The sequence below is a fragment of the Fluviispira multicolorata genome, from assembly GCF_009208585.1.
Taxonomy (GTDB): Bacteria; Bdellovibrionota_B; Oligoflexia; order Silvanigrellales; family Silvanigrellaceae; genus Silvanigrella; species Silvanigrella multicolorata.
This window is the reverse complement of the sequence record NZ_WFLN01000004.1, coordinates 751,791-776,068: the sequence shown is the minus strand read 5'-3', so window position 1 is coordinate 776,068 and position 24,278 is coordinate 751,791. Positions and strand designations below refer to the sequence as shown.

The window sequence follows — 24,278 nt, the reverse complement described above, 5'->3', positions numbered from 1 at the left end:
TTTTTTGATTAAGGGAAATAATAATGGCGAATATAATTAAAACAGAAGAAGAATTTTTAACAGAATTAAAAAAATCTTTTCTTATTGAATGCACGTTTATGCTTGAGGAATGTGAAGAAGCGTTTATGAATCTTGAATCTGTAGAAAGTAAACAAGAGGAGCTGAATCGAATTTTTAGACTTGTTCATTCAATGAAAGGCTCTTCTGGTTCAATTGGATTTGTGCATTTTAGTCATTTTGCCCATGCTGCTGAAGAATTATTATGTATTTTAAGGGTTAAAGAAGAATTGTGTTCAACAGAAATTATTTCTCTCTTGCTTGCAATAAATGACAGACTAAAAAATTATGTACTTGCTTTAAAACAAGATTTAAATGCTGAGCCGAATTGCATTGATTTGGTCGAAAAAATTAATAGTTTTGTGCTTGTGAATCATCTGCCTGAAGACTCTACTGTACAAAATAAATCAGAATCAGCAAACCTAGGGTTTGGGTTTTTTGATGAAAATTTACCAAAAAAAGATGTTCAGAAAAAGCAAGATGATCAAAGCGAAATGAATTTTGATGAGAAGTTTTCCACTTATGAAACAAAAGTAAAATCAGAAGAAACAAATTCACAAACTCAAAATCTTAATTATGAAATAAAAAATAATATCATTGCTAAAGTAAATAATGATAACCCTCAGACACAAAATAAGTCTGCAATTGTAAAATTAAGTGCGGACAGAATAGATTCTGTATTGGATTTAGTTGGAGAGCTTGTTGTTGTAAAAAGCCAATTAATTTGTAATGAAATTTTATGTATTAATCAAGATCAGCATTTAAGTTCACTTCTTGTTTTACTAGATAAAATAGTACGGGAGTTACAGGAAAAAGCATTATCAATGCGCATGACATCAATTCGCCCATTATTTCTTAAAGTGAATAGAGCTGTAAGAGACCTTTCTATTAAATTGAGTAAACCCGTTGAATTTACAATGTCTGGTGAAGAAACTGAGATTGATAGAGCTGTTTTTGAATCTCTTGGAGATCCTCTTATGCATCTCTGTCGAAATGCGCTTGATCATGGTATTGAGTCTCCCAATGAAAGAGTTCTTAAAGGAAAAATAGAAGTTGGAAAAATAAATTTAGCTGCTGGATATCAGTCTGGGAGAGTCTTTATTGATATAGAAGATGATGGGGGAGGAATAATTAGAGAGAAAATTATTAAAAGAGCTTTGCAAAAAAGTCTTATCCCAAATAATGATAGTCACAATCAAATGAGTGACGCACAAGTTTATGATTTATTATTTGCACCTGGGTTTTCCACTGCAGAGATTGTTAGTGAAATATCGGGGCGTGGAGTTGGACTTGATGTTGTTAAATCTCATATAGAGCAAGTAAAAGGAAATATTGAAATCAAAAGTAAACCAGGTGAAGGAACTCGTTTTCGTTTGTGGATTCCTTTAACCACAGCAATTGCAGATGCAATGAAAGTGAGAGTTCACAATGATGTGTATGCTCTTCCAATGGAAAATATTTGTGAACTTTTGCAACCTGATATTCAATCAATTACCCGATTAAGTAACAAAAATGAAGTTATTCAAGTAAGAGGTAATTTTCTTCCCCTTATACGTTTAAGAAAATGGGTTAAAGGAGAAGTTTTATCTACAGAATTAGAAGTTATTGAGGGGACTCAAACAGTTGTCGTAGTTGAAGAAAGAGGAAATCAAGTTGCATTGTTGGTTGATGAAGTTCTCGGACAAAGTCAAGTTGTAATTAAAGGTCTTGGAGATGTATTTAAGCATGTACAAGGAATTGGCGGAGGAGCAATTCTGGGTGATGGAAAAGTTGGTCTTATTCTTGACTTAGAAGGCTTGATAGCATCTGCCCATAAAGGGCAAAATATTCATAATGAACATAATATTATTCCGCAGGCTCATTCTGAAATAAATTTAGGAATTTCAAAATGAATGAAAATGATCATGAAAATTTAATACTAGATACTCATACTAATAATGTAAATTTTGATTATACAATTGAAGAAAATATATTTAATAAATTATCTTGTTTTTTAAAAAATCACACTGGAATAAATCTACCATACTCCGATAAAAATCAAACACTTTTATCCAGTCGAGTGGCACGTGTTTTAAAGCAATATCAATTAAAAAATCATAAAGAATTTTATAATAAACTTATTGAAGGTGAGAAAAAATTAATTGATGAATTTATTTTGGCAATGACAACGAATATGACAAGTTTTTTTCGTGAAGCAAATCATTTTGATTTACTGCCAAGTTTAATTGAAAAATTATTAATTAGAAAAAGAAGTTTATGTCAATATGATCTACGTATTTGGTGTTCAGCTTCAAGTACGGGTGAAGAGCCCTATACAATTGCTATGGTGCTTAACGAAAATATACCCAAAAATGAGGGTTGGCAACTTCATTTTCTTTCTACTGACATCGATAAAGCAGTTCTGACAAAAGCCAGCATTGGTATTTATGGTGAGAAAGAAATGTCGAATGTTCCCGAATCATATAATCTACGCTTTTTTGAAAAAGGAAAGGGGCGGCATTTGGGTTATCATCGAGTGATTAAGGATCTCCGTGATAAAATAAATTTTGCTTTATTTAATTTAGTGGAGGAATATTATCCATTTCAGCACAAATTTGACATTATTTTTTGTCGAAATGTTCTTATTTACTTTGAAAAAGAGCAAATTGAAAAAACCATCAAAAAATTTGAAGCTTGTTTAAATGAAGATGGGTATTTATTTTTAGGTCATTCAGAATCAATTTTAAATGGACCTGAATCATTGAAATCAATCGCTCCTTCGGTGTATAAAAAAGGAAAAACTTTGGAGAAAATCTAATGAATTCTGTTTTTCTCTACCCAGGTCATGCTCTTGTCACAAAAGAACCGACACAAATATCAACAGTCTTAGGATCATGTATAGCTGTCGCTCTTTACTGTCCTGAAAGAAAAATGGGTGGATTAAATCACTTTTTATTACCTTATCCAATTGAAGAAAATAATTTAAGTTTAAAGTATGGAACTAATGCAATTGCTTTTTTATATAGTGAATTACATGACTTATTGAATGGTAAATTTGAGCATATTCAAGCCAAGTTATATGGAGGAGGAAATATTTTAGGAACTACAATATTTCCAGATTGTGTTGGAAAACAGAATATTGATTTAGCATTTTTAGAATTGGAAAAATTAAAAATTCCTGTGGTAGAATATAATGTAGGCGGGAGTTTAAGCAGAAGAATTAAATTTACTACGCATACTTTTGAAGTTTTTCATGAATTTGTTGGTTAATGTTTCATTAAAGACGGAAAGGAGAAGCTTTTGATAAGTCAAACTGATAAAAAAATTAGAGTTCTAATAGTTGACGATTCAAATATTATCCGCCAACTTGTTGCTCATATGCTTTCTTCTGATCCTGATATTGAGGTTGTTGGTTTCGCTCCTGATCCTTATGTTGCACGTGAAAAACTGGTTGAATTAAAACCCGATGTCATGACGCTCGATATCCAAATGCCTAAAATGGATGGTCTTACTTTTCTTGAAAAAGTTATGGAACATTTTCCAGTCCCAACAATCGTGATTAGCAGTTATGTAAAAGAGAAATCAGAAACTGCATTGAGAGCATTGGCAATTGGTGCTGTGGATATCTTTGCAAAGCCTGTTCTTGATAAAAATACACTTTTAGAATCCATTGGGCTTGAACTGATTGGAAAGGTAAAAGCGGCTGCAGGAGCTAAGGTTTCAAATATTCGTTCTATGAATATGAATCATCCTTTAAATACAAATGTAAAAAAAGTAATTCCAGGTAATTTTTCTAAGACACAAAAAACGATTTTAGCCATTGCTGCATCTACTGGGGGAACAGAAGCTCTTAAACATCTTCTTTCTAATCTTCCTGCAGAAATACCTGGGACAGTGATTGTTCAGCATATGCCAAAAGAATTTACTGCGAGATTTGCTGATTCATTAAATAGTATTTGTCCTTTTGAAGTAAAAGAAGCGGAATCTAATGATATTGTTCATCCAGGGCGGGTTCTTCTTGCCCCAGGAAATTTGCATATGATATTGGCAAAACATGGATCACAATTTTGTGTCCGCTTAAAAGATGGTCCTCTTGTGCATGGTGTGAGACCTGCCGCAGACCCACTTTTTTCTTCAGTGGCTCAATTAGTGGGAAAAAATGCCATAGGTGTTGTGTTAACTGGGATGGGTTATGATGGTGCACAAGGTCTTTTAGAAATGAAAAATGCAGGAAGTTTTAATATTGCTCAAGATGAAAATACAAGTATTGTTTTTGGAATGCCCAAAGAAGCTATTGCTATTGGTGCAACTCATACAGTGTTACCTTTACAAAAGATTTCAAAATGTATAATGGACGAGTGTCTTTATCGGGAAAAGAAGTTATTGGCTGCAGTGCCTATTTAATGAGTAGCTCTTCATCGGAAAGAATATTTTCAATATTAAGTATAATTAAACTTTTACCTTCAATATTTCCCATACCAGAAATAAATTTCATTTCTTTCTCTTCACCCAGTGAATTATTAGATTTTATATGGTCCTTCGCTAGTTCTATAACCGAATCAACCGAGTCAATTATAACGCCAATTTGTCTTGTATGAGCTTGCATTACCACAATACATGTGTAGCGATTAAATGACGTTGGAGCTAAATTTAATTTACAGCAGAGGTCAATAACAGGAATAACCTTTCCTCTTAAATTTAAAACTCCTTTTACAAATGGTGCTGTTTGAGGAACTTCGGTGTAGTCGATCATTGCATTGACTTCCCATATATTTTCTATGGGCGCAGCATACATTTCTTTTCCTAGAAAAAAGCTGAGGTATCTACCTTTTATTGTGTCATTATTTATATATTCCATAATTCCTCATTGGTAAATGAAAAATTAATTGTGCTAAAAATTAGCGTTGAAAATACTTTTGCACTAATAATTTTACTTGTAATACTTAGTTTCATAATTCTTTACCTAACTTTAGTTTCTCCTAAATTTGATATGCTTATTTCGTATTTCACTTATATTTCTTGATATTTATTGATTGCAAGCGTCATTTTTTAAAGATGAAGATTTGAACCTATGTCAAATTTTTGAATCAAATAATAGAAAATTAAATTATTCTTTATTTAAGAGTTTATCTCTCCGAAAACTTCCCTAAGACAAAAATTAATCTTTATTTTTCTTGATTTTAAAGGGTAAAAAAATGTCTTTTTCAATATGGATACATGGAATTCGAGGAAAGATGCTCAGTCTCATTTTTCTACCAGTTATTATTTTAATAACTTTTAGTATTTTTTCAATTCAAAAACTTTCTGAATCTTCTGGTTCACTTTCATATATGACGTTAGTAAGAATACCTTCAACAATCAATACAGAAAGAATGATGGCTCAAGTACATGCTACTTTGCGTTATGCGCAAGCAATTTTTATTTCAAGTTCTCAAGACGAAATATTAGAGAACTTTAGAAAAACTCAAGAAAGTCTTTTGTATTTACAGAAACTAAAAAGTGAATTTGATCAATTGCCCCACTCTGGAAAAATAGCAGAGATATATAAAGTAGTAGAACCAAAACTATATGAATTTAATAAATATGGTAATGAATTTATCAGTATTATGCGAAAAAATGAATATAATATGAGTCTTGAGACCAAAATTTTATTACATGAACGCCTTTATCCTACAGCTCTTGAGCTAGAATCTCAAATAAAAAAAATGCAAGATTTTCGAGTTTCAATTACTAATGAGCTTGGAAAAAAGAGTGAAGCAGAAATGAATATGTTTCAAGTTCTGCTTATATCTGGCGGATTTATATTCACTTTTCTATTACTTGGATTTGGATTTTATGTGGTCAGTAAATTAAGTAATAAACTTCTTGAAAATACTAAACAGTTACTTAATTCAAGTGAAGAGGCTTTGCGAGCAAGTGACAGGATGAAAGATGCAAGTGAGAACATTGCGCGGGGAGCAACTGAAAGCGCAGCTTCGCTTGAAGAAACTGTGAGTTCACTTGAGCAATTATCGAGCATGGTTAAGCAAAATGCCAATAATGCAAGAGAAGTAAACAGTCTTGCTCAGATTGCAAAAAAGTCAGCTGAAGAAGGTGAAAAAGAAATAGTTGGACTTTGTACTGCTATGAACGAAGTTGCAGACTCAAGCAAAAAAGTAAATGAAATTATCACTGTAATTGATTCCATAGCATTTCAAACAAATTTACTTGCTTTAAATGCAGCTGTCGAAGCTGCCCGTGCAGGAGAGCATGGAAAAGGCTTTGCTGTTGTGGCCGAAGCTGTTCGTAATTTAGCACAAAGAAGTGCTTCTTCGGCGAAGGACATTTCAAATCTAATTAAGGACAGTGTGGAAAAAAGTGATAAAGGTGTATTAATAGCTATTCACAGTGCTGAAGCTTTAAAAGAAATTGTAGTAAATGCAAAAAAAGTTTCAAATTTAATCACTGATATTGCTAATGCAAGCAATGAGCAGGCGCAAGGAATTTCGCAAATAAGCAAAGCAATGAATCAACTTGATCAAGTCACACAAGTGAATGCTGGAATAGCTGAACAATCATTAGAGATGAGTCAAGAAGTCACTGCCTGTTCAAAAGAAGTTACAAAGGTTGTTTATGATTTACAACTGACGATAGAGGGAAAACTCGGAAAAAGGTATATGTTTGATTCTGAAAGTAAAAATTTAAAATTTAAAAATTCAAAAGCAAATTCACTTAACTCAAAAATAATTAATAAGAGTCATGCTGTGCAGAAATTGAATAAAAATAATACAGAAGCATCAACACATTTAAATAAAAAATTTGCAGGTGATCATTCATTTTCGCATTCACTCAATCAAGTAAAAAATCTAGCAAATGCACCTATTCATGAGACTCAGGCGATAAAAAAATCAGCAAAACAAGTAATCCCTTTTGATTCAGATAGTGAAGGTTTTGATGATGAGCCAAAGCCAAATATCGGTACAATTCAGGGGTTTTAAAATGGGAGCATGTTTAAAATGGGAGCATGTTTGAAATGACGGCAAAATCAAATAAAGTTGCTTCTGAGGGAAGATATTTGAGTTTTCAACTTGGACACGAGATTTTTGCGGTTGAAATTCAATGTGTTTCCGAAATTATTGGTATGGACAAAATCACGGCTCTCCCTGATACGGAAACATATGTAAAAGGTGTTATTAATTTAAGAGGAAATATAATCCCAATTATGGATCTTCGTCTTAAATTACATTTGATAGAAACGCAGTATTCAAAGCAAACTTGTATAATTATAGTTGATACCAGTACGAATAAGGTTGGAATTATTGTTGATGCAGTTCAGGATGTTTTGGATTTCAATTGCAAACAAATTGATTTAACACCTGAAATATGTAGTGTTTCAAATTTAGGGATTGTTACAGGAATTGGAAAAATACAAGAAAAAAATGTTATACTGGTAGATATGTTTGCAATATTAGCATCTGCAAAAATAAATTTTGATAAGTTGAGAGCCTAATTTTTATTTAAAGAAATAATAAAACGGGTGTTTTTAGAGTTAACATCGTATTGAATGATGCCTTTGTGATCATCAATAATATTTTTTGAAATACACAATCCTAAACCGTGGGTGTTACTTTTATTTGAAAAGAAAGGCATAAAGATTTTAGATTGTATTTCTTCAGCAATTCCAAGTCCACTGTCTGTAATAATAATAGAGACAAAATTATTTTCATTTTCACACACAGAAATTTCTATCCATTTATCAGGTAAATTTAAGATTGCGTCAAAAGAGTTATTTAATAAGTTTAAAATAACTTGTAAAATTTTTGTTGGTTTGCAGCGAATTTGAGTTGAGATAAAATCACTTAAATAGAGTTCAATTCCATGGGTTCTAAATTTTTCTTTACAAAAATCGAGAGCATTATTGATCAAGTGATCAACACATATACTTTGCAAAGGTTCGTAATCTGAGTGCCTGGAGAATTTTAAAAATTCATTCACTATTTTTGAAATTCTTGCAAGTGACAAATCTATTATATTAAACTGTTCATTTAATTTTTCTGGAATCAAGTTATTTAAGGAGAGGTCTCGTTCCAGTTGAAATATTTTTCCAGAAATAATTGTCAGAGGATTATTTATTTCGTGGGCTAAATTTCCTGCCATTTCACCTAAGTAGGACATATTTGTTGCATGAATGATTAAAGATTCTTTATTTTTTTTCTCGGTAATATCAAAGCGAATAGATACAAATTGTATTATCTCATTGTCTTCATTTTTGATCGGTACAATTGTGCTTTCAATCCAATAAAGATTTCCATTTTTGTTTTTATTTTGTATTTCTCCTTTCCAAATTTCTCCTCTTAAAAGAGTTTTCCAAAGATCCGCAAAAAATGTTTTTGAATGTGTATTTGAATTTAAAATTTTATGATTTTTACCTATTAATTCAATTACATTGTAGCCTGTTAGTTTAGTAAACTTATCATTTACAAAAATAATATTACCATTTCTGTCAGTTATACTTATGCTTGCTGCTTCATTTAGTGCAAAACTTTGTTTTTCATAGAAATGCACAGCAGACTGTAGTTGCTTTTCATATTTTTTTATAGAAGTTATGTCTTTAATCTTAATTATAATAAATTTCTTATTAAGTAATTCATTTTCAATGAGAGTTCCACAAATTTGAAAATATTCATTGTTTTTTTCAGAAGTATATTCAACTTGCATACTTTTTTGATTGGAAATAAGATAATCATAAATAATTTTTATGTTCTTTAAAAATTCATTATTTTCATTTATTTCAAAAATATTTTTTCTATTTAAATTCTCATTTAAATAATAGTTATTAATATTAAAGAGTAATTCAATATTGCCTTGAAAATCTAATATCATGCCAGGTTCATCAATTGCATTTGCAATCGTTTTTAAAATAATGTCATTTAATGGAAATTGTTCAATTAATGTAATAGGTGTGCTTATATCTTCATTTTGGGGAGTAGACATACTAATCTCATTTATAAAAGGATGATATTAATAGTCAGTTATCGGTTTGTTTTTTATATAGATAAACCAATTTGAATAATTCTACGGGTTTCGTTAAAAAACTGTCTTGCATTTGCAGCAGGGTTTTTAATCTCGAAATTGGTGTTTTCATAAAAACCGCTGATCCTTAAAATTCCAATTTCGATTCCTCCTCCAATTTTAAAACCTTTTTGAGCAGCATAATTTGAAGGAAAAGCCATCCAATCGCTATTTGGAAAAAGCCACGATCCTTCAACGCGCAATCCCTGAGCAAGGTATATGACAGCTGCTGCTTCCCAATTCCATTCTTCATAATACTGATTTTCCAGTTGTCTTTGAGTGTTTTTTAAGTTGAGATATATTGCTGAATCCTGTTGATTTCGACCAAAAAATCTTAATGATGGACCATAAGTATCAAAGTGCGATATACCGTGAGAAACCTCTTCTCGATGTTCTCCGATTATTCCAAGAACAATGTTGGGAGTTGGAATTTTAAATGTTCCAGAAATAAAATTGTTGAAATAAAGACTTCCTCCATAGCCAGCCCCTTCCCAAGTGTCTCCATTGGTTTCAAAACCGTTGTACCAAATTCCATTTACAAATGGTTCTAACCGAGGCGTGTTTTTGGAATCTTTGCCACTGGTATAAAATCGTATTAGCAGATCAGATTCTTTTAATTTATTGCGTTCAAAAATGAAGGTGCTTAATGACCAGCGTTCGTTATTTCGATCTGATTGACGTTTTAAAGTAATTGAAGACCCTCCTCCACCGCTTGATCCATATCCTTGACAATATCCTTTATTAATATATAAAAGTGTCATAATAAATAGAATTATTTTTATAAAGAAAATCCATTTGTTTTTAAATGACATAATTATAAATTATATCCTTTCTTAAGAATGAAACGAGCTATGCTTTCGAATAGTTTCAATGCATTTTCTTATGAAATGGATTATTGCGCAATTACTTAAATTGTGACATACTTTCCGCTTTGAATGGGTGAATTAATTGTTTTAATGCAAAATGTTCCCCATTGCTTTTGAGAAATATTAAGCTTAACTAAGGTGCAGAAATGACAACTCTACTTTCCCAATTGACTCAGCTTTCTGAAATTCATGCGGATAAAATCCCCCCTTCTCATATTACAATTGCAGGGTGGGTTAGAACCAAGCGTGGATCCAAAAAGTTATCTTTTATTGAAATCAATGATGGAACTTGTGCAAAATCTTTGCAAGTTATTGTAGATGCATCTTTATCAAATTATGCTGACGTTGAAAAATTAACCACAGGCTGCTCAGTTAAAATTGAAGGCAATCTTGTTTTGAGTCCAGCTAAAGGGCAGAAATATGAAATGCAGGCCAAAAATGTACATGTTTTTGGTTATGCTGACCCTGAAACTTTTCCTTTACAAAAAAAAGAAATGACATTTGAATATTTACGAGAGGTTGCGCATGTTCGTCCAAGAACATCAACTTTTTCAAGTGTTTTTCGCATAAGAAGTCGAGTGAGCACGGCAATTCATCGTTTTTTTGAAGAGCAAGGCTTTTTCTATGCGCATACGCCCGTTGTTACAACAGCGGATGGAGAAGGAGCGGGAGAGTCATTTAAGGTAACAAATTTTGATTTTGATAAACTTCCTAAGACAAAAGAGGGTAAAACAGATTTTTCTCAAGATTTTTTTGCAGAACCAACAATGCTCTGTGTAACAGGTCAGCTTGAAGGTGAGCTAATGACCATGGGGCTTAACAGAGTTTATACTTTTGGACCTACCTTTAGAGCAGAAAACTCAAATACTTCTAGACATTTAGCTGAGTTTTGGATGGTTGAGCCTGAATTTGCTTTTGCTGATCTCAATGACAATATGCAACTTGCTCAAGACATGATTCGCTTTGTTGTTTCTGATGTACTTAAACATTGTTCTGATGATATAGATGTTTGTATTCAAAAAACACAAAATGACACACGTGAATATTTAAAAATGGCTCTTGAACGCCCCTTTGTCCGTGTGAGCTATACCGAAGCTGTTGATATATTGAGCAAGTGTAAAACAGATTTTGAAAATCCTGTCTTCTGGGGATGTGATTTAAAAAGTGAACATGAGCGTTATCTCTGCGAAGAGCATTTTAAATCTCCAACAATTGTATTTGATTATCCAGAAGAATTAAAAGCATTTTACATGTATTTAAATGATGATGGAAAAACTGTTCGTGCTATGGATATTTTAATGCCTGGTATTGGTGAAGTTATTGGCGGAAGCCAACGTGAAGACAGAGAAGATATTTTAATAGCGCGAATGAAAAAATTAGGAATTGATACCAATGCAATGGATTGGTACATTTCAATTCGTCGTTTTGGTTCTGTTCCGCATTCAGGCTTTGGTGTTGGACTTGAAAGACTTATTATGTGGATTACGGGAATGAGTAATATTCGTGATGTTATTCCATTTCCACGCACCCCAGGAAATTGTAAATTCTAAGAGTATAAATAGTTATTGAAAACCAATATCAAATATGAATTCACCACTCAGTCCAATTTCACTTTCTTGTGACTTGACTTCATTTGTAATAAATTGAGTGGATCTATAAAATAACTTGCCTTCTAACCCAAAGTTTTTATTTTGTTGTGTGAGTTTCAATGATGCCTCATAGCCAAAAGCTAAATTATTAATTGAAAATTGTAGAGGCACCGTGAGAGTAGGACCTATTTCAACTTGTGCTTTGAGCGAGTCGTATTTATAAAATGTGTAGCCATTTAATAGTTTTATACTTTGAAAATTCTTAATAAGATTTGTCAATTGATTATAGCCATCTGTTTGGAAAAGAACTTTTTCACTTAATGAATACTCTGGGTGCAAATACCATTGATTATTTAAATCGAAACGTGCCCCAGCACTTGTATGAAATAAATAAAATTGTCTTTGTGGAAATTCGTAGATAGGGGATTTTGAAACATCCAAAAATATGAAACCTAAATCAAAATATGAAATTGCATGATCTGTCCAATTATGTATGTGTTCAATATTCAGTAAAGGGCTTGCAGATGAGTAAAAAGTATCATGACTTCCAATAGATTTATTATTCTCCTTAAATGTAAAGTAAGAGACAGCAAATTCTACTCCCAGTGAATTTGCTGTGTGCTCACCGAAGTGAGAGTTAACTGTTACTTTATTGGATTCTAAAGACTGACCACTTTCATTTTCTGCAATTAAAATATATGTATAAGTTTCTTGAGGAAGAATTGAATTGTCAACAAAGCTATTTCCATTGATGTTATCATCTAATATCAAATAATCTTCATCTTTAATTGAAGTTCTCTTAATGATATAATGTTTTTCAATATTACTTTTATATTCATCCCATTGTAAGTTTATGACATTGCCGACCAACTCAGCTTTAAAGTTTGCAGGAGTTTGAGGTGGAGTAATGATTGAAATTTCAGAGGAATCTTGAAGATTTCCATTTTTATCAATTGCCGTAATAATATAAAAATACTTTTGACCTTTTTGAGCACTATAATCTATTACAGACTTTTCTTTTAAATTATCTTGAATTATTTCATATTCTTGTTTGCTTTTTAAGGATCTGCTTAAAATGTATTTTAATGAATTATTTCCTTCTTCAATGGACCATGATAATTTTAAATTATTATTTAAATCAAATTCTGCAATAAAATTATTTGGTGTAGCCGGTAGGGCTGAAACTTTTACTTCATTTGTTTGGATCATTGAATTTTCTTCATCATATACAGACACAATGTAGTAATAAGTAAATCCTTTTTGAATTGATGAATCAAAATAATAATTATCAACGATATCTTTTGCAATTTGTGTATAGTTATTACCTTTTTCAAATGAGCGTTTTATTTCATATTTAAGTGATTTATTTCCTTGACTACTTGTCCAAGATAATTTTATTGAATTTTTAAGTAAACTCCCGAACAATTTTGGTTTTAATTGTGGAGTTTCTGTTTTTACTATATTTGAGTAAACAATAATTTTATTTTCATAATATATTCTTATTTTATAAAAATAAGAACTCCCTGGTGTGATTTCTTTATCATTAAATATCGTTTGAGTATAATTTTGTTGAATGCTAGTAAAGTTTTTGATAGCATTATTTGCTTTTAAAATTTCATATTTGAAAGCTTTAAAATTATTTTTAGTTTTCCACTTAAGTTGCACATATCCTTTTTTAAGGGAAATTGATAGTTTAGGTGGTTCGGGTGGAGTAATTATAGATATTTCATTTGATCTTTCAATTCTATCCTTACCATAGTGAAGTATTACCGTATAAAAATATTGGTTTCCAGGTATGGTTTTTAAATCATAGAATTCATTTCGAGTGCTATATTTTTTTATTGAATAGTATGAATTTTTACTTTTTAGAGAACGCTTTATTTCATACATATTTGAATAATCTTTATTCATCTCATTCCAATTGAGCTTTACTTTGTCGTCAACTATTTTTCCTGTTAACAGAATAGGATTTATTTTAATATCTGCTATATTCTCATTATTGTAAGGATTTTCTTCTTTAATGATTTCGCTTTTAAATTTATCACTTTCTTCGCTATTTATCGGTTTATTGAGTTCTCCAAAATCCATCTTGTCTTTTTCTTTTAAATCTATTTCTAATTTGTCTTCATAACCTTTTTTAATTAATATTTCTTGATGCTTTTTATTAAGCTCATCATATGTATAAAAATTATTTTTATCTCTAAACAAATTACTATTTAACTTTTTTGGCTTATCTTTTAAAACAAAAGCAATATTTTTATTATCTTCAAGAATTTTTAAAGCAACTTTTATGGGTATAAATAAAAGTAATTTTTCTTTAGGAAATATAAGATCCCCACTTGTTTTTCTTTTATTTGGATTTAATTCAAGTGTAAAATTTAAGGATCCATGTATTCCATAAATTGGAACTGCTCCTAAATTTTGTAATAGTATGCTTATAATGTCTCCATTTTGAACAGTATAAACCATATATACATATTCACTGTTTCCTTTGAAGTTATCGAATTTACTTTTAAACTTTGAAATAGATGATGAGTATTCTCCATAACTAATGCTATCTTCAATGCTTATATCTAATCTTTTAGTTGGCAAGATGATTATATCACCAGGATAAATTAGATTCCCATCTTCTTGAATTGTATTAGGATTTAATTTTAATAATTCATTTAAATATCCATTTTTTCCATAGACAGGGAGTAGTTTATGCATTTTTAAAATCAAGCTAATGCTATCACCATTCTGAATAATGTATTGTGTATTTTTGTTTTCTTTTGTAAAAGATGTATCAGATACTATTAAAATAAATAGTATTAAAATTGCTTTTATTAGAGCTGTAATTCGCAAAGTATATTGCTTTGCGTCTTTCAAAATAATAATTCCTTCTAAAAAACTGTTTTTACTCATTTATATCGGAATGTTATATTGGTGTTTTTATGTTGTTTTTTTAAGAAAAAAATGGCTTTTGACTCGGAAAAAAATTCTCTTTTTTTTATAAGATAAAAAATTTAAATGTCAAATATTTGTCTAAGATAATTATTTTTTATACTAAAATATAATTTGTATTTCTAACTATAATGAGTAATTAATGCAGGAGATTTTATGAGGATCTTAAAAAAAATTATTTTTAGGATGAATAACTTGTTTTTGGTGGTTGGAATTTTTCTAGGATTCTTTGGTCATTTATATTTTGATGCTTATATTGATAAAATGAATGATAAAAAAAACTATATTATTGAGCATTATTTGGGTAAGCCTATTTTTGAAGTAGATGGGAAAACTTGGACTACAACGTCACTTCCTTTAAATTCCCAGATTGATTTTGACAATTTAGAGAGTAATATTTACAGCGCAAGAAAATCATTATATGAACAAGCGGCATTAAAAGTGGCACTTGCTAATGATCTTGGTAAGCAAAATTCATATGATGAAGTAAGAAATATATCTGATTTAATAAAAATAGTCCATCCTGAAGAAGCAGAAGTAAAAAAATATTATGATGAGACTTTACAAAAATATGGGGATGTAGTTTTTGCCGGGCAGTCATTTGAAGTTTTAAAAAATCAGTTGAGTCTGCAGATGCTAAATAAAAAAATATCTGATATTTCAACAGCTAAGTTAATTGAATATGTAAATAAAAAAAGAATTAAAGTATTAATTGAAAACCCAGTCCAAGAAGTTATTTCATCCGATATTTCAAAGTTCCCAACTCGAGGAAATTTAAAATCTAATATCACTCTCATACATGTTTTTGATTATGAAGATCCAAAAAGTACTGAATCGAATGTGCGTATTGAAAGTCTAGCAAAGAAGTTTTCAAATCAAATTAAATTCGTGAATATTCCTATTGCAAAATCTGTAAGCGGAATGGGAGCTGCCTTTGCAAAAGGAGCTTTCTGTGCTCAAGAAATAGGCAATAAAGAATATTTTGAATACCATAACCGAATAATTTTAATGTCGATTGAAAAATTAAAAGCGAATTATAACTCATCTGTTGTACAAATTGCTCAATCATTAAATTTAGTGACACCCAAATTTTTAAATTGTCTTAAATCAGATAAGACAAATGAATTTGTACTGGATTCACGCAATAACTTCATTTCATCTCCTCAATTTCATGGCACCTCCTCTATTTATATCAATAGGAAATTAATTCACACTTCGTTGAATGAACTCGAATATGCTTTAAAAAAGCAAATGTATTAATTTTGTCATTGCAATGACTTAAAGCATTTTTTTCTATGCAAACTTTGTCATTAATTATTTACTTTATAGATAAATATAAATGCATAAGGTTTGTCTGAGATGCGTTACTTTATATATTACATAAAACGACTTCTCCCATACATTATGTTGCATCTTTTTATGAACAGTTGTGATTATAATCCCTTGGGAGGATCTCACTCCCATTTTGATGAGGGAAATAATCTTTTTTTAAATACTCCAGGTTCATTTGATTTTAGTGGAGTATTAGTTTCAGATAGCAAAATACAAATGGCATGGACTGCATCTGAAAAGGTAGATGATTATACTGTATCATATGGCACTGCATCTGGAAATTATACAACGAAGGTATCAAATTGCACAAATATTAAGGTAACAAATTGTACAATTTCAAGTTTAACCAATGGTCAAACTCTATATTTAAAAGTTTTTGCACGCAATCGATTCGGTAAGACAGCATCTGCAAGTCAAGCAGTTGGTACCCCTAATCCATATTCATTAAATATTAAAGGAACATCAAATGCTGCAATTATTTCATGGTCTGATATTACTGGAGGGCTAGCTAATACAACATATTCGTTACAATTCGGAATAAATCCAGCATCTTTAAATCAAAGCATTTCTTCAATAAGCAATTCTTATTTATTGACGGGTCTTATTGATGGCAATACTTATTATTATACAGTTACTGCAGCTAATTCATCTGGCACTATCACAAGTCTGATGGGATCTTCTCTTATTATCAATCCTCCAGCAGCTCCTACCTTTTCAGGAGCTCCAGTTATAAGTTCAAGTCAAGTTACTTTAAACTGGAATGCAGCAGTTGGTGCAGGAACAATTCGTTATACACTTGCAAAAAGTGGAAATTCTGGTGGTCCTTACAATGCAATTGCATCTTGTACCAATATTAATGCTTTGACTTGTACAGAAAACGCTTCATCAATGCTTTCTGGAGAGTCATATTATTATATTGTTTATGCAACAAATGAAGGGGGTGATTCTCCATTTTCAAGTGAAGCAAATGTTGTTACTTTCCCTGCTATACCAACAGGTGTTAAATTATCTGCGCCAAATAATACGAGCAATACATTAAGCTGGTCGGCTTCTACAGGAAGCGCAACTGTTACTTATAATGTGTATCGATCAACTGTAAATCCGGTAGATGTGACAAATATTGCGAATAAACTAATCAGTCTTATTTCTACTCCAAGCAGCCAGATCACATCTTATAATGACACCGGGCCTTTTAGCGAAAACACGATTTATTACTATGCATTGACTGCAAGTAATGTAAGTGGGACTTCAGGAAAATCACAACAGCAAAATATAACTTCTGCATTGCTAACAACATCAACGTTAACATCTTCAAATATTACAAGTAATAGCTTAAAACTAAATTGGCCAGCGGCACCTGGAAATGCAATGGTTTTATATGCTATTTATAGATCTTTCAATAATACTGCCGGAGATTTAGGTAATATTATTTATAATGGATCGCTGCCTGCTGGAGTCCCAAATTCAGGAGATAATACATTAATATCTGAAAATACAAATTATTATTATACCATTATATCGAAAAATGATCGTCCCAATGCAATTTCTCTTCAATCTGCAAAAACTTTAGTTACAACTGCATTAGGAACTGCAATAACATTAAACTTAAGTTCAGTATTAGTTTCTTCTGCTTCATTTCAATGGTCAATGGCTAATGGCGATGCTAACGTAACGTATAGATTATTTCGTTCAACAACAAGCACTGTAAATACAACAGTTGGAAGTGAAATATTTTCAAGTTCTTCTGCAACAACTTACACGGACTCAAGCATATCTGCGAGTTCTACTTACTATTATGCTGTGACTGTTACAAATGGACAAAATACTTTAACTTCTGCACCGGTTTTGCAGGTTGTTACTTTACCAAACACCCCTACAACCCCTACAACAGTCGCTAATAATAATGTAGTCACAATCACTTGGCCACAAAGTCCATCGGCAGGCAATGCGGCAATTACTTATAATGTTCAAAAGTATAGATTTGTCGGAGACACTCCAAGTGATGTTTCTGGGTGTGTAAATATAGATGATACGGGTAGAACGTGCACAGATGTCGTGTCCACGGCAGATGGGTTGCCTTACTATTATATTGTAAAAGCCATAACAGCAGGAGGAAGTTCTCAAGCCTACAGTTCCCCAAGTATAGTCACTCCCATAACTCAAATTACAGGATTTATGGCAACAACTGTAATAACTTCCTCGCCTTCTGCACAAATCACATTGACTTGGGGGGGAGGAACAGGGGCAGCAAGTTATTTGGTTTACAGTTCAACAACGCCAGGTGAGTCTGCTCCCCCGGCGGGTTCGCCAACTGCATGTACAAGTTCTCCGTGTGTGATTGCCGCCACAGTTGGTCAAGTCTTTTACTATACTGTTGTAGGAAGTAATGTGGGTACTAGTGCCACTGCAACTCGAACGTCTAGCGAAATTTCTGCCACTGTTAATGACTCGCCCATAACTTCAGTTGTAGCGCAAACTTCGCAAGTCACAATTGGATGGAGCAGTGTATTAAATGCAACGAATTATAAAATTTATTATTCTACGACATCAACTGCTGGAATAACTGGAAAAACATTGGGCTGTGATGCAGGTCTGGCTCTTTCATGCGTTGTCTCTGGTTTAATAGATGGAACACAATACTATTTTGTTATACAAGTTACAAAATCTGTTGGTGGTACATTTATTAGTTCAGAGTTTCTCGCTACACCGATTGGTGCATTTAGCATTAATTCTCTCGTAGCAGCAAACACAACATCTGCAAATATTTCTTGGGGTACTGCAGTAGGAGCAACAAATTATGATATTAAATATGGTACGAGCAGTGGCAATTATACTTCAGGAACTTTTACCGTTAGTTCTGCGACTCCGTTACCTTATTTGATTTCTGGATTGAGTGCTGGAAGTACTTATTATTTTATGGTGACGGCAAAAAACAATTCGGGAGCAGTTGATGCCTCGGGTGAAATGCAATTGGTTATGCAAGTTGGTACACCAACTGGATTAAATATTACTACTGTTACAAAAAATTCTGTAACTTTAAGTTGGAATATATTTTCTGGCAATCCAGCGACAACCTATAATATTTATCGATCCGATATTAATTTAACTCCTTTTGTTGCAAATCCGAGTGCTGCTGTTTGTGCTGTATCATCTACTTTAAATATAAACACATGTACTGACTCCACATCATTAAATGAAAATACACTATATTATTATGCTATATCTGCCTTAAATTCTGCGGGGGAATCGACTGTTTCAGTTCCTTCATTACAAGGGATTACGGCATTAAATACGGCACCAACGAGCCTTTATGGATCAAATATAGATGTTACATCTGTTACTTTAAATTGGAGTTTTAGTGTAGGGAATTCGCCTGTTACCTATAGTCTTTATCGTTCGGCAACAGGTGCCACAGGATCTTGGGGGAGTGCAATTTATACAGGAATAGATCGTTATACCTCTGATCCAGGACTAGCAGAAAACACTCAATATTTTTATAGAGTGTCTGCAAAAAACAATGCAATAAATGCGGTTGAACAAATTTCAAGTTCTATTAGTTTAATAACGGCATTGCAAACTGCACCTGTGATTAATTCAGTAACAAATATTACAGACAATTCTGCAAAAATAAATTGGTCTTTAAGTGCTGGTACAGCCCCTGTTACTTATAAATTATATAGATCTTTAACAAGTAATCCAAGCAATTGGGGAACTCCAATTTATACTGGTAACTTATTGAGCTTCAATGACTCATTGTTGTCAGAAAATACAGCATATTACTATATGGTTTCAGCAATAAATGGTGCATCTGGTGCTATGGAAATAAATTCAACACAATATTCTATCGTAACAAATATTTTAAATCCTCCCGGAATAACAATTGTCTCAAAAACTGACAATTCAGTGAATTTAATGTGGACAAACGTACTTGGTAGCAACACTGTAACTTATAAATTATATCGCTCAACAATTCCGGGGGCTGTTGCAAATGGAACTCTTTTAGCAACGAATCCAACAAGCAATCAATTTGTTGATACTACGGTTACAGACAGCAAAATTTATTATTATGCTGTGACAGCGACGAATTCTCAAAATACGGTGACATCAACTCCAGATACACAATTAGTCACATTACCCATGACTCCAAATGCTCCAACTATTGTTGCGACAGGAAATAATATAAGTCTAACATGGTCAACAAATTCAACAGGAAATTCAAGCATAACCTACACTATTAATAGATCACGCTCAATAGCAAGTGGATATTCACCTGTAGTTGGTTGTACAAATATTTCAACTCCATTAACGTGTAACGATGTTATTTCTGCTGATGGTGCTCCATTTTATTATAAAATCAGCGCAAGCAATTCGGGTGGAAATGCGCTTTCAGCGAGTTCCGCAACAACCGTAATACCAATTAGCAGTATAACCTCATTAAACGTAGCAACTACACCAACGCAAATTACTTTATCGTGGGCAGGTGGAACGGGCGCAACAGGATTTAAAGTTTATCAATCTTTAACTGCAAACCAGTCATCTCCAAATAACTCCGGAATATTAACCTCTTGTACAGTTTCTCCATGCACTTTTGTGGGCACAGCAAATCAGACAGTTTATTATACTATCGTTGGAAATAATTCTGGAGTTAATTCAACTGCACAGACTTTATCTGCAGAAGTAAGTGCCACTCCACTAAATTCACCTATATTAAGTGTGGTTGCAGGTACTTCGCAACTGACTATAACTTGGGATAATACGGTGGCAAATGCGACAGATTATAAAATCTTTTATTCTACGACTTCAGGTCAGGCTCTTTCTGGTTCTTTAGGATGTGATGGATTATTAGGAAACTCTTGCGTGGTTTCTGGTTTAACAAATGGTCAGGTTTATTATTTAGCTTTACTTGTGACACGATCGGTTGGAGGAGACTTTCAAAGTGCTGAAGTGACAGGAACACCCATTTCTTCATTCTCTATAATATCAATAATTCCCACTGTAAATTCTGCGACAGTGACTTGGAACTCTGCAGCAGGGGCAAATTCTTATGATATTAGTTATGGAATGACAACGCTGCTTTACACAACTACAGTATCAATAACACCGAGTGCTGGTGCAACTCAGACAAGTGTTATTAATTCTTTAACCCCTGGTACACAGTATTTCTTTATTGTCAAAGCAAAAAATTCAAATGGTTCTGTAGCTGCAAATGCAGAAGTTTCTACTGTAACAATTCCTACAGCTCCTACGAATTTAAGTGTTAGCAGTCTAAGTTATAATAGTGCAACAATTCAATTAAGTAACAGTTATATAAATGTGGGTACAACTTATAAAATTTATCATTCTACCCAAAGTGGTTTTAATACAAGCGATAATACAGCTGTTTTTGGGTGTTTTGTTTATGCAAATTCCATTACTCCTACTTTATTAAGTTGCCTCGATAATACTGGAATAGTGGCAAATACAAAATATTATTTTAAAGCTGTTGCTATAACAGATGCAGTGGGAAGCAATGCTACAATGACATCTGCAGATTCAACTTCAGTAAATGTAACAACTCAATTTAATTCTTCGAGTTCTTTTGTTGTGAATGTATCAAATGTGACTGCAACAACTCTGACTCTCACTTGGACTTTAAGTGTTGGGAGTGAAAATATTTCTTATGCTGTCTCTCAATCAGATTCTGCAAATGCTGCGACAACAGGAGCACCAATCGTCTGTTCTCCTGCTTTAAATCCAACAGCCCCAGGAGCTACGAATACCTGTAACGTAACAGGATTGTCTGAAAATAAAGACTATTATTTTGCAGTCACTGCCTCTAATAACGCTCCGTCTCCATCGACTACAATTGTTTCACCCGATGCAATAGCAACCACTTTTTTTGCACCAACATCAACATTGGTTATTACTTCATCATCTGTAACAGGAACAAGTATTTCTTTAAATTGGACATTTAATATTGGTAATAGTTTGGTGAATTTTAATATTCAACAAAATGGGAGTTCTGTGAGTGCTGGAAATATTTCGGGGTGTACCTTAAATAATGTGGCAGCAACTTCAACTCCAATCAGTTGTGTCATTTCTGGACTCACTGAAAATACTGATTACTCATTTATAGTGCAAGCAACAAACAGTGCCACTGGTGGGAGTTCGACAATAAGTTCAAATACGCATTCATTGCCCACTCTTCCGGTTACAATTCCATCTGGTTTGAGTTTATCAATAGCAAACATAGGTTATATTCAAGCACAGTGGAATGCTTATAGTGCTGGTAATGTGAATATTACTTATTTAGTTTATGCATCTACAAGTTCTTCTGTAACAATAACATCTGCAAACTTATTTTGCACTGTGTTGCCTAATAATGCAATTCAGACATCTTGTACAAATAATTTAGTACAAAGTACAAGTTTAGTTGTAGGAACAACTTATTATTTTGTTATTGTTGCAAGTAATGCTTCAGGTAATTCATCGGCATCGAGTCCATCTATAAGTATTAAATATGATGCACCACAAAATATTTTAGCACCTACAATAACAAATGGTCCCGCTTCTGGTTCTGGAATTGTTTCTGGCTCTGGAGTTTCACTTATTGGAAACCTTGGAACTTGGACAGATTCAAATACATGCACATATCAGTTTTATGCAAATATGGTTGCAATTCCTACAGCAACTGGAAGTATAAGTAACACAACCCCTAACGTAACATATTTGACAACTAGTTCTGACATATGCAAAATTATTTCTTTTAGCGTGACTTGCACTAATGCCATTAATTCAAAAAAAGTATTTAATAGTTCGCCAAGTAATGCTGTTGGAATTAATACCAGTGCAATAATGACTGATTTTTCAACCAGAGTGAGTTTGGTGCCAGGAAATACTTTATCGGCAGCTGGTAAAACTAAAATCAATAACTTTTTAGATCAATTAATTGTAAATAATATTAATATACCCGACGTATTTTATCCACTGATTGCAGATCAAAATGCAGGAACCGGTACAAAAATATATGATCTTTATTGTGATTTACATAATGGTACAATCGCTGCGGGTTTAACTTGGGATACAACTGGAGGAGTTATTTCTAATTCTTCAGGTTTAACGACGATTGCAAATTTATTCAGTAACAGTGCTTCAACTATTGTTGCAGTTGCGCGTAGCCCTACGTCAAATGGCAATGACCGAGGTATTGCTGGTTACACAGGTTCTTCTTCAAATAATAGTTTTGGCTATGGAGGAAATACATCTTCAATTAAGTTTGAGAGTTTTTCATCTAATCCTTCAATAATAAGTCATCAATTGTCTCCCACTCGTTTTGATTATTGGGCTGTCGCTTTAAATAGTTCGGCTGTTACGATGCAGGTAAATGAATTCCAGCATACAGACACTGCAAGCTCAATTAAAAATGGTGGATTGATTCTTGGATCTTTCAACAATTCTGCAAATACAGGCTTACAAGATTATTTAGCAATGGCAGCTGCATGGAGTTCAAACGCATTGAGTTTTTTAAATATGGAAACAATAAGGCGTACGGTGCAGTCTACAATTGGTTCTACCTTGCAAAACTATCCAAAATTTATGTATGTTGGCAATGGACAAGTTACAACTAAAATGAATATTTGCAATATTCAATCAAATGGTACATTAACTGGCTGCGTTCAAGCCGTTCCTACATTTACAACTCCAGTAGGCACAGCTCGTTATAATAACTTTTTATATGTGACAAATAACTCATCAATAGGTGTGTCTGTTTGTACAATCACACCCGCAACTGGAGCTCTGGTGTCTTGTACTACAACATCTACGAATATGCCAGTTTCTGCTTATGGATTGACAATAAGTAAAGGTTTAAGTTCTGTTTATTTATATGTTGGAGGAAGTACAAATACTGTAACAAGATGTATAATAAACACTTCTACTGGAGCATTGTCTGGTTGTGCTTCAACAACCTTACCAAGTGTGCAAGGGTTGAGTTATGTAAATCTGAGCACTTCCTATTTGTATATTACAAATAGGTTAGGGAACTCAATAAATAAATGCACAATAAATGCAGCAAACGGGAATATAAATTTACCATGTACAGCAGGTGGTTCAAATTTATCAGGGCCAACAGGGATTGCTGTTTTTAATAACTATTTATATACGGCAAATGCAAGTTTACCGGGAATTGTTAAATGCAGTGTGAGTCCGAGTGATGGTTCGTTAAGCAGCTGTGCAATAGCCTCAAGTAATACAGTTAATCCTCCATCTCCCGGATCGTATAATAGCACAGAAGGTGTTACAATTATAAATGATTCACTTTATGTTGCGAATTGGGGAAATAACAGTATTATTAAATGTAAAATTTCAATTGCTGATGGTTCTTTAAGTGGTTGTGCAACAACAGGATCGGGGGTTGCCTTTCTAGGGCCAATTGGTATGAGTTTTTAATGTATTAAAAATTAATATTTTTATTTTTGCTTAT

13 protein-coding genes are annotated in these 24,278 nt (G+C 32.6%); 9 read left to right on the top strand and 4 right to left on the bottom strand.

The window, feature by feature from the left end:
• Positions 1 to 23 precede the first annotated feature (23 nt).
• Genes GCL57_RS03280 through GCL57_RS03265 form a run of 4 tightly spaced genes read left to right on the top strand, consistent with a single transcriptional unit; the run spans position 24 to position 4,440 of the window.
• Positions 24 to 1,949, top strand: coding sequence for a chemotaxis protein CheA (locus GCL57_RS03280; RefSeq protein WP_152211828.1), 1,926 nt, complete (start codon positions 24 to 26; stop codon positions 1,947 to 1,949).
• A complete protein-coding gene (locus tag GCL57_RS03275) occupies positions 1,946 to 2,854 on the top strand; it encodes a CheR family methyltransferase (RefSeq protein WP_152211827.1) in 909 nt (302 codons plus the stop codon). The genes GCL57_RS03280 and GCL57_RS03275 overlap by 4 nt, the downstream gene beginning before the upstream one ends.
• Positions 2,854 to 3,306, top strand: a complete 453-nt coding sequence (locus tag GCL57_RS03270; RefSeq protein ID WP_152211826.1) for a chemotaxis protein CheD — start codon at positions 2,854 to 2,856, stop codon at positions 3,304 to 3,306. The genes GCL57_RS03275 and GCL57_RS03270 overlap by 1 nt, the downstream gene beginning before the upstream one ends.
• A gap of 33 nt (positions 3,307 to 3,339) precedes the next feature.
• On the top strand, positions 3,340 to 4,440 hold the full coding sequence (locus GCL57_RS03265; protein ID WP_152211908.1) for a protein-glutamate methylesterase/protein-glutamine glutaminase: 1,101 nt from the start codon (positions 3,340 to 3,342) through the stop codon (positions 4,438 to 4,440).
• Here the strand turns inward: GCL57_RS03265 and GCL57_RS03260 are convergent.
• Complete coding sequence (locus GCL57_RS03260) at positions 4,433 to 4,894, bottom strand: chemotaxis protein CheW (RefSeq protein WP_152211825.1); 462 nt, start codon at positions 4,892 to 4,894, stop codon at positions 4,433 to 4,435. The genes GCL57_RS03265 and GCL57_RS03260 overlap by 8 nt on opposite strands.
• 337 nt (positions 4,895 to 5,231) lie before the next feature.
• Here GCL57_RS03260 and GCL57_RS03255 point away from each other — a divergent pair, with 337 nt between their 5' ends.
• Positions 5,232 to 7,013, top strand: coding sequence for a methyl-accepting chemotaxis protein (locus GCL57_RS03255; protein WP_246164803.1), 1,782 nt, complete (start codon positions 5,232 to 5,234; stop codon positions 7,011 to 7,013).
• Between the two features lie 35 nt (positions 7,014 to 7,048).
• A complete protein-coding gene (locus GCL57_RS03250; protein ID WP_161597573.1) occupies positions 7,049 to 7,525 on the top strand; it encodes a chemotaxis protein CheW in 477 nt (158 codons plus the stop codon).
• Here the strand turns inward: GCL57_RS03250 and GCL57_RS03245 are convergent.
• The gene (locus GCL57_RS03245; protein WP_152211823.1) at positions 7,522 to 9,009 is read right to left on the bottom strand and encodes a two-component system sensor histidine kinase NtrB; all 1,488 of its coding nucleotides are present in this window, start codon (positions 9,007 to 9,009) and stop codon (positions 7,522 to 7,524) included. The genes GCL57_RS03250 and GCL57_RS03245 overlap by 4 nt on opposite strands.
• Before the next feature lie 53 nt (positions 9,010 to 9,062).
• Positions 9,063 to 9,899 (bottom strand): hypothetical protein, encoded by an 837-nt coding sequence (locus GCL57_RS03240; RefSeq protein WP_152211822.1) that lies wholly within the window; start codon positions 9,897 to 9,899, stop codon positions 9,063 to 9,065.
• Between the two features lie 200 nt (positions 9,900 to 10,099).
• Between GCL57_RS03240 and asnS the strand changes: the two genes are divergently transcribed.
• Complete coding sequence (gene asnS / locus GCL57_RS03235) at positions 10,100 to 11,503, top strand: asparagine--tRNA ligase (protein WP_152211821.1); 1,404 nt, start codon at positions 10,100 to 10,102, stop codon at positions 11,501 to 11,503.
• A gap of 12 nt (positions 11,504 to 11,515) precedes the next feature.
• Here asnS and GCL57_RS03230 read toward each other — a convergent pair whose 3' ends face one another.
• Positions 11,516 to 14,410 carry a fibronectin type III domain-containing protein gene (locus tag GCL57_RS03230; RefSeq protein WP_152211820.1) on the bottom strand — a complete coding sequence of 965 codons (2,895 nt, stop codon included), beginning with the start codon at positions 14,408 to 14,410 and terminating at the stop codon, positions 11,516 to 11,518.
• Between the two features lie 231 nt (positions 14,411 to 14,641).
• On the opposite strand from GCL57_RS03230, the gene GCL57_RS03225 reads away from it, so the two are divergent.
• A complete protein-coding gene (locus GCL57_RS03225; protein ID WP_152211819.1) occupies positions 14,642 to 15,745 on the top strand; it encodes a thioredoxin domain-containing protein in 1,104 nt (367 codons plus the stop codon).
• Between the two features lie 99 nt (positions 15,746 to 15,844).
• Positions 15,845 to 24,244 (top strand): fibronectin type III domain-containing protein, encoded by an 8,400-nt coding sequence (locus GCL57_RS03220; RefSeq protein WP_152211818.1) that lies wholly within the window; start codon positions 15,845 to 15,847, stop codon positions 24,242 to 24,244.
• Positions 24,245 to 24,278: the final 34 nt, after the last annotated feature.

Excerpts from the sequence above, each read along its gene's own strand:
- GCL57_RS03280 (WP_152211828.1), top strand. The coding sequence starts at position 24 with ATGGCGAATATAATTAAAACAGAAGAAGAATTTTTAACAGAATTAAAA.
- GCL57_RS03275 (WP_152211827.1), top strand. The coding sequence starts at position 1,946 with ATGAATGAAAATGATCATGAAAATTTAATACTAGATACTCATACTAAT.
- GCL57_RS03270 (WP_152211826.1), top strand. The coding sequence starts at position 2,854 with ATGAATTCTGTTTTTCTCTACCCAGGTCATGCTCTTGTCACAAAAGAA.
- GCL57_RS03260 (WP_152211825.1), bottom strand. The coding sequence starts at position 4,894 with ATGGAATATATAAATAATGACACAATAAAAGGTAGATACCTCAGCTTT.
- GCL57_RS03255 (WP_246164803.1), top strand. The coding sequence starts at position 5,232 with ATGTCTTTTTCAATATGGATACATGGAATTCGAGGAAAGATGCTCAGT.
- GCL57_RS03250 (WP_161597573.1), top strand. The coding sequence starts at position 7,049 with ATGACGGCAAAATCAAATAAAGTTGCTTCTGAGGGAAGATATTTGAGT.
- GCL57_RS03245 (WP_152211823.1), bottom strand. The coding sequence starts at position 9,009 with ATGTCTACTCCCCAAAATGAAGATATAAGCACACCTATTACATTAATT.
- GCL57_RS03240 (WP_152211822.1), bottom strand. The coding sequence starts at position 9,899 with ATGTCATTTAAAAACAAATGGATTTTCTTTATAAAAATAATTCTATTT.
- asnS (WP_152211821.1), top strand. The coding sequence starts at position 10,100 with ATGACAACTCTACTTTCCCAATTGACTCAGCTTTCTGAAATTCATGCG.
- GCL57_RS03225 (WP_152211819.1), top strand. The coding sequence starts at position 14,642 with ATGAGGATCTTAAAAAAAATTATTTTTAGGATGAATAACTTGTTTTTG.
- GCL57_RS03220 (WP_152211818.1), top strand. The coding sequence starts at position 15,845 with ATGCGTTACTTTATATATTACATAAAACGACTTCTCCCATACATTATG.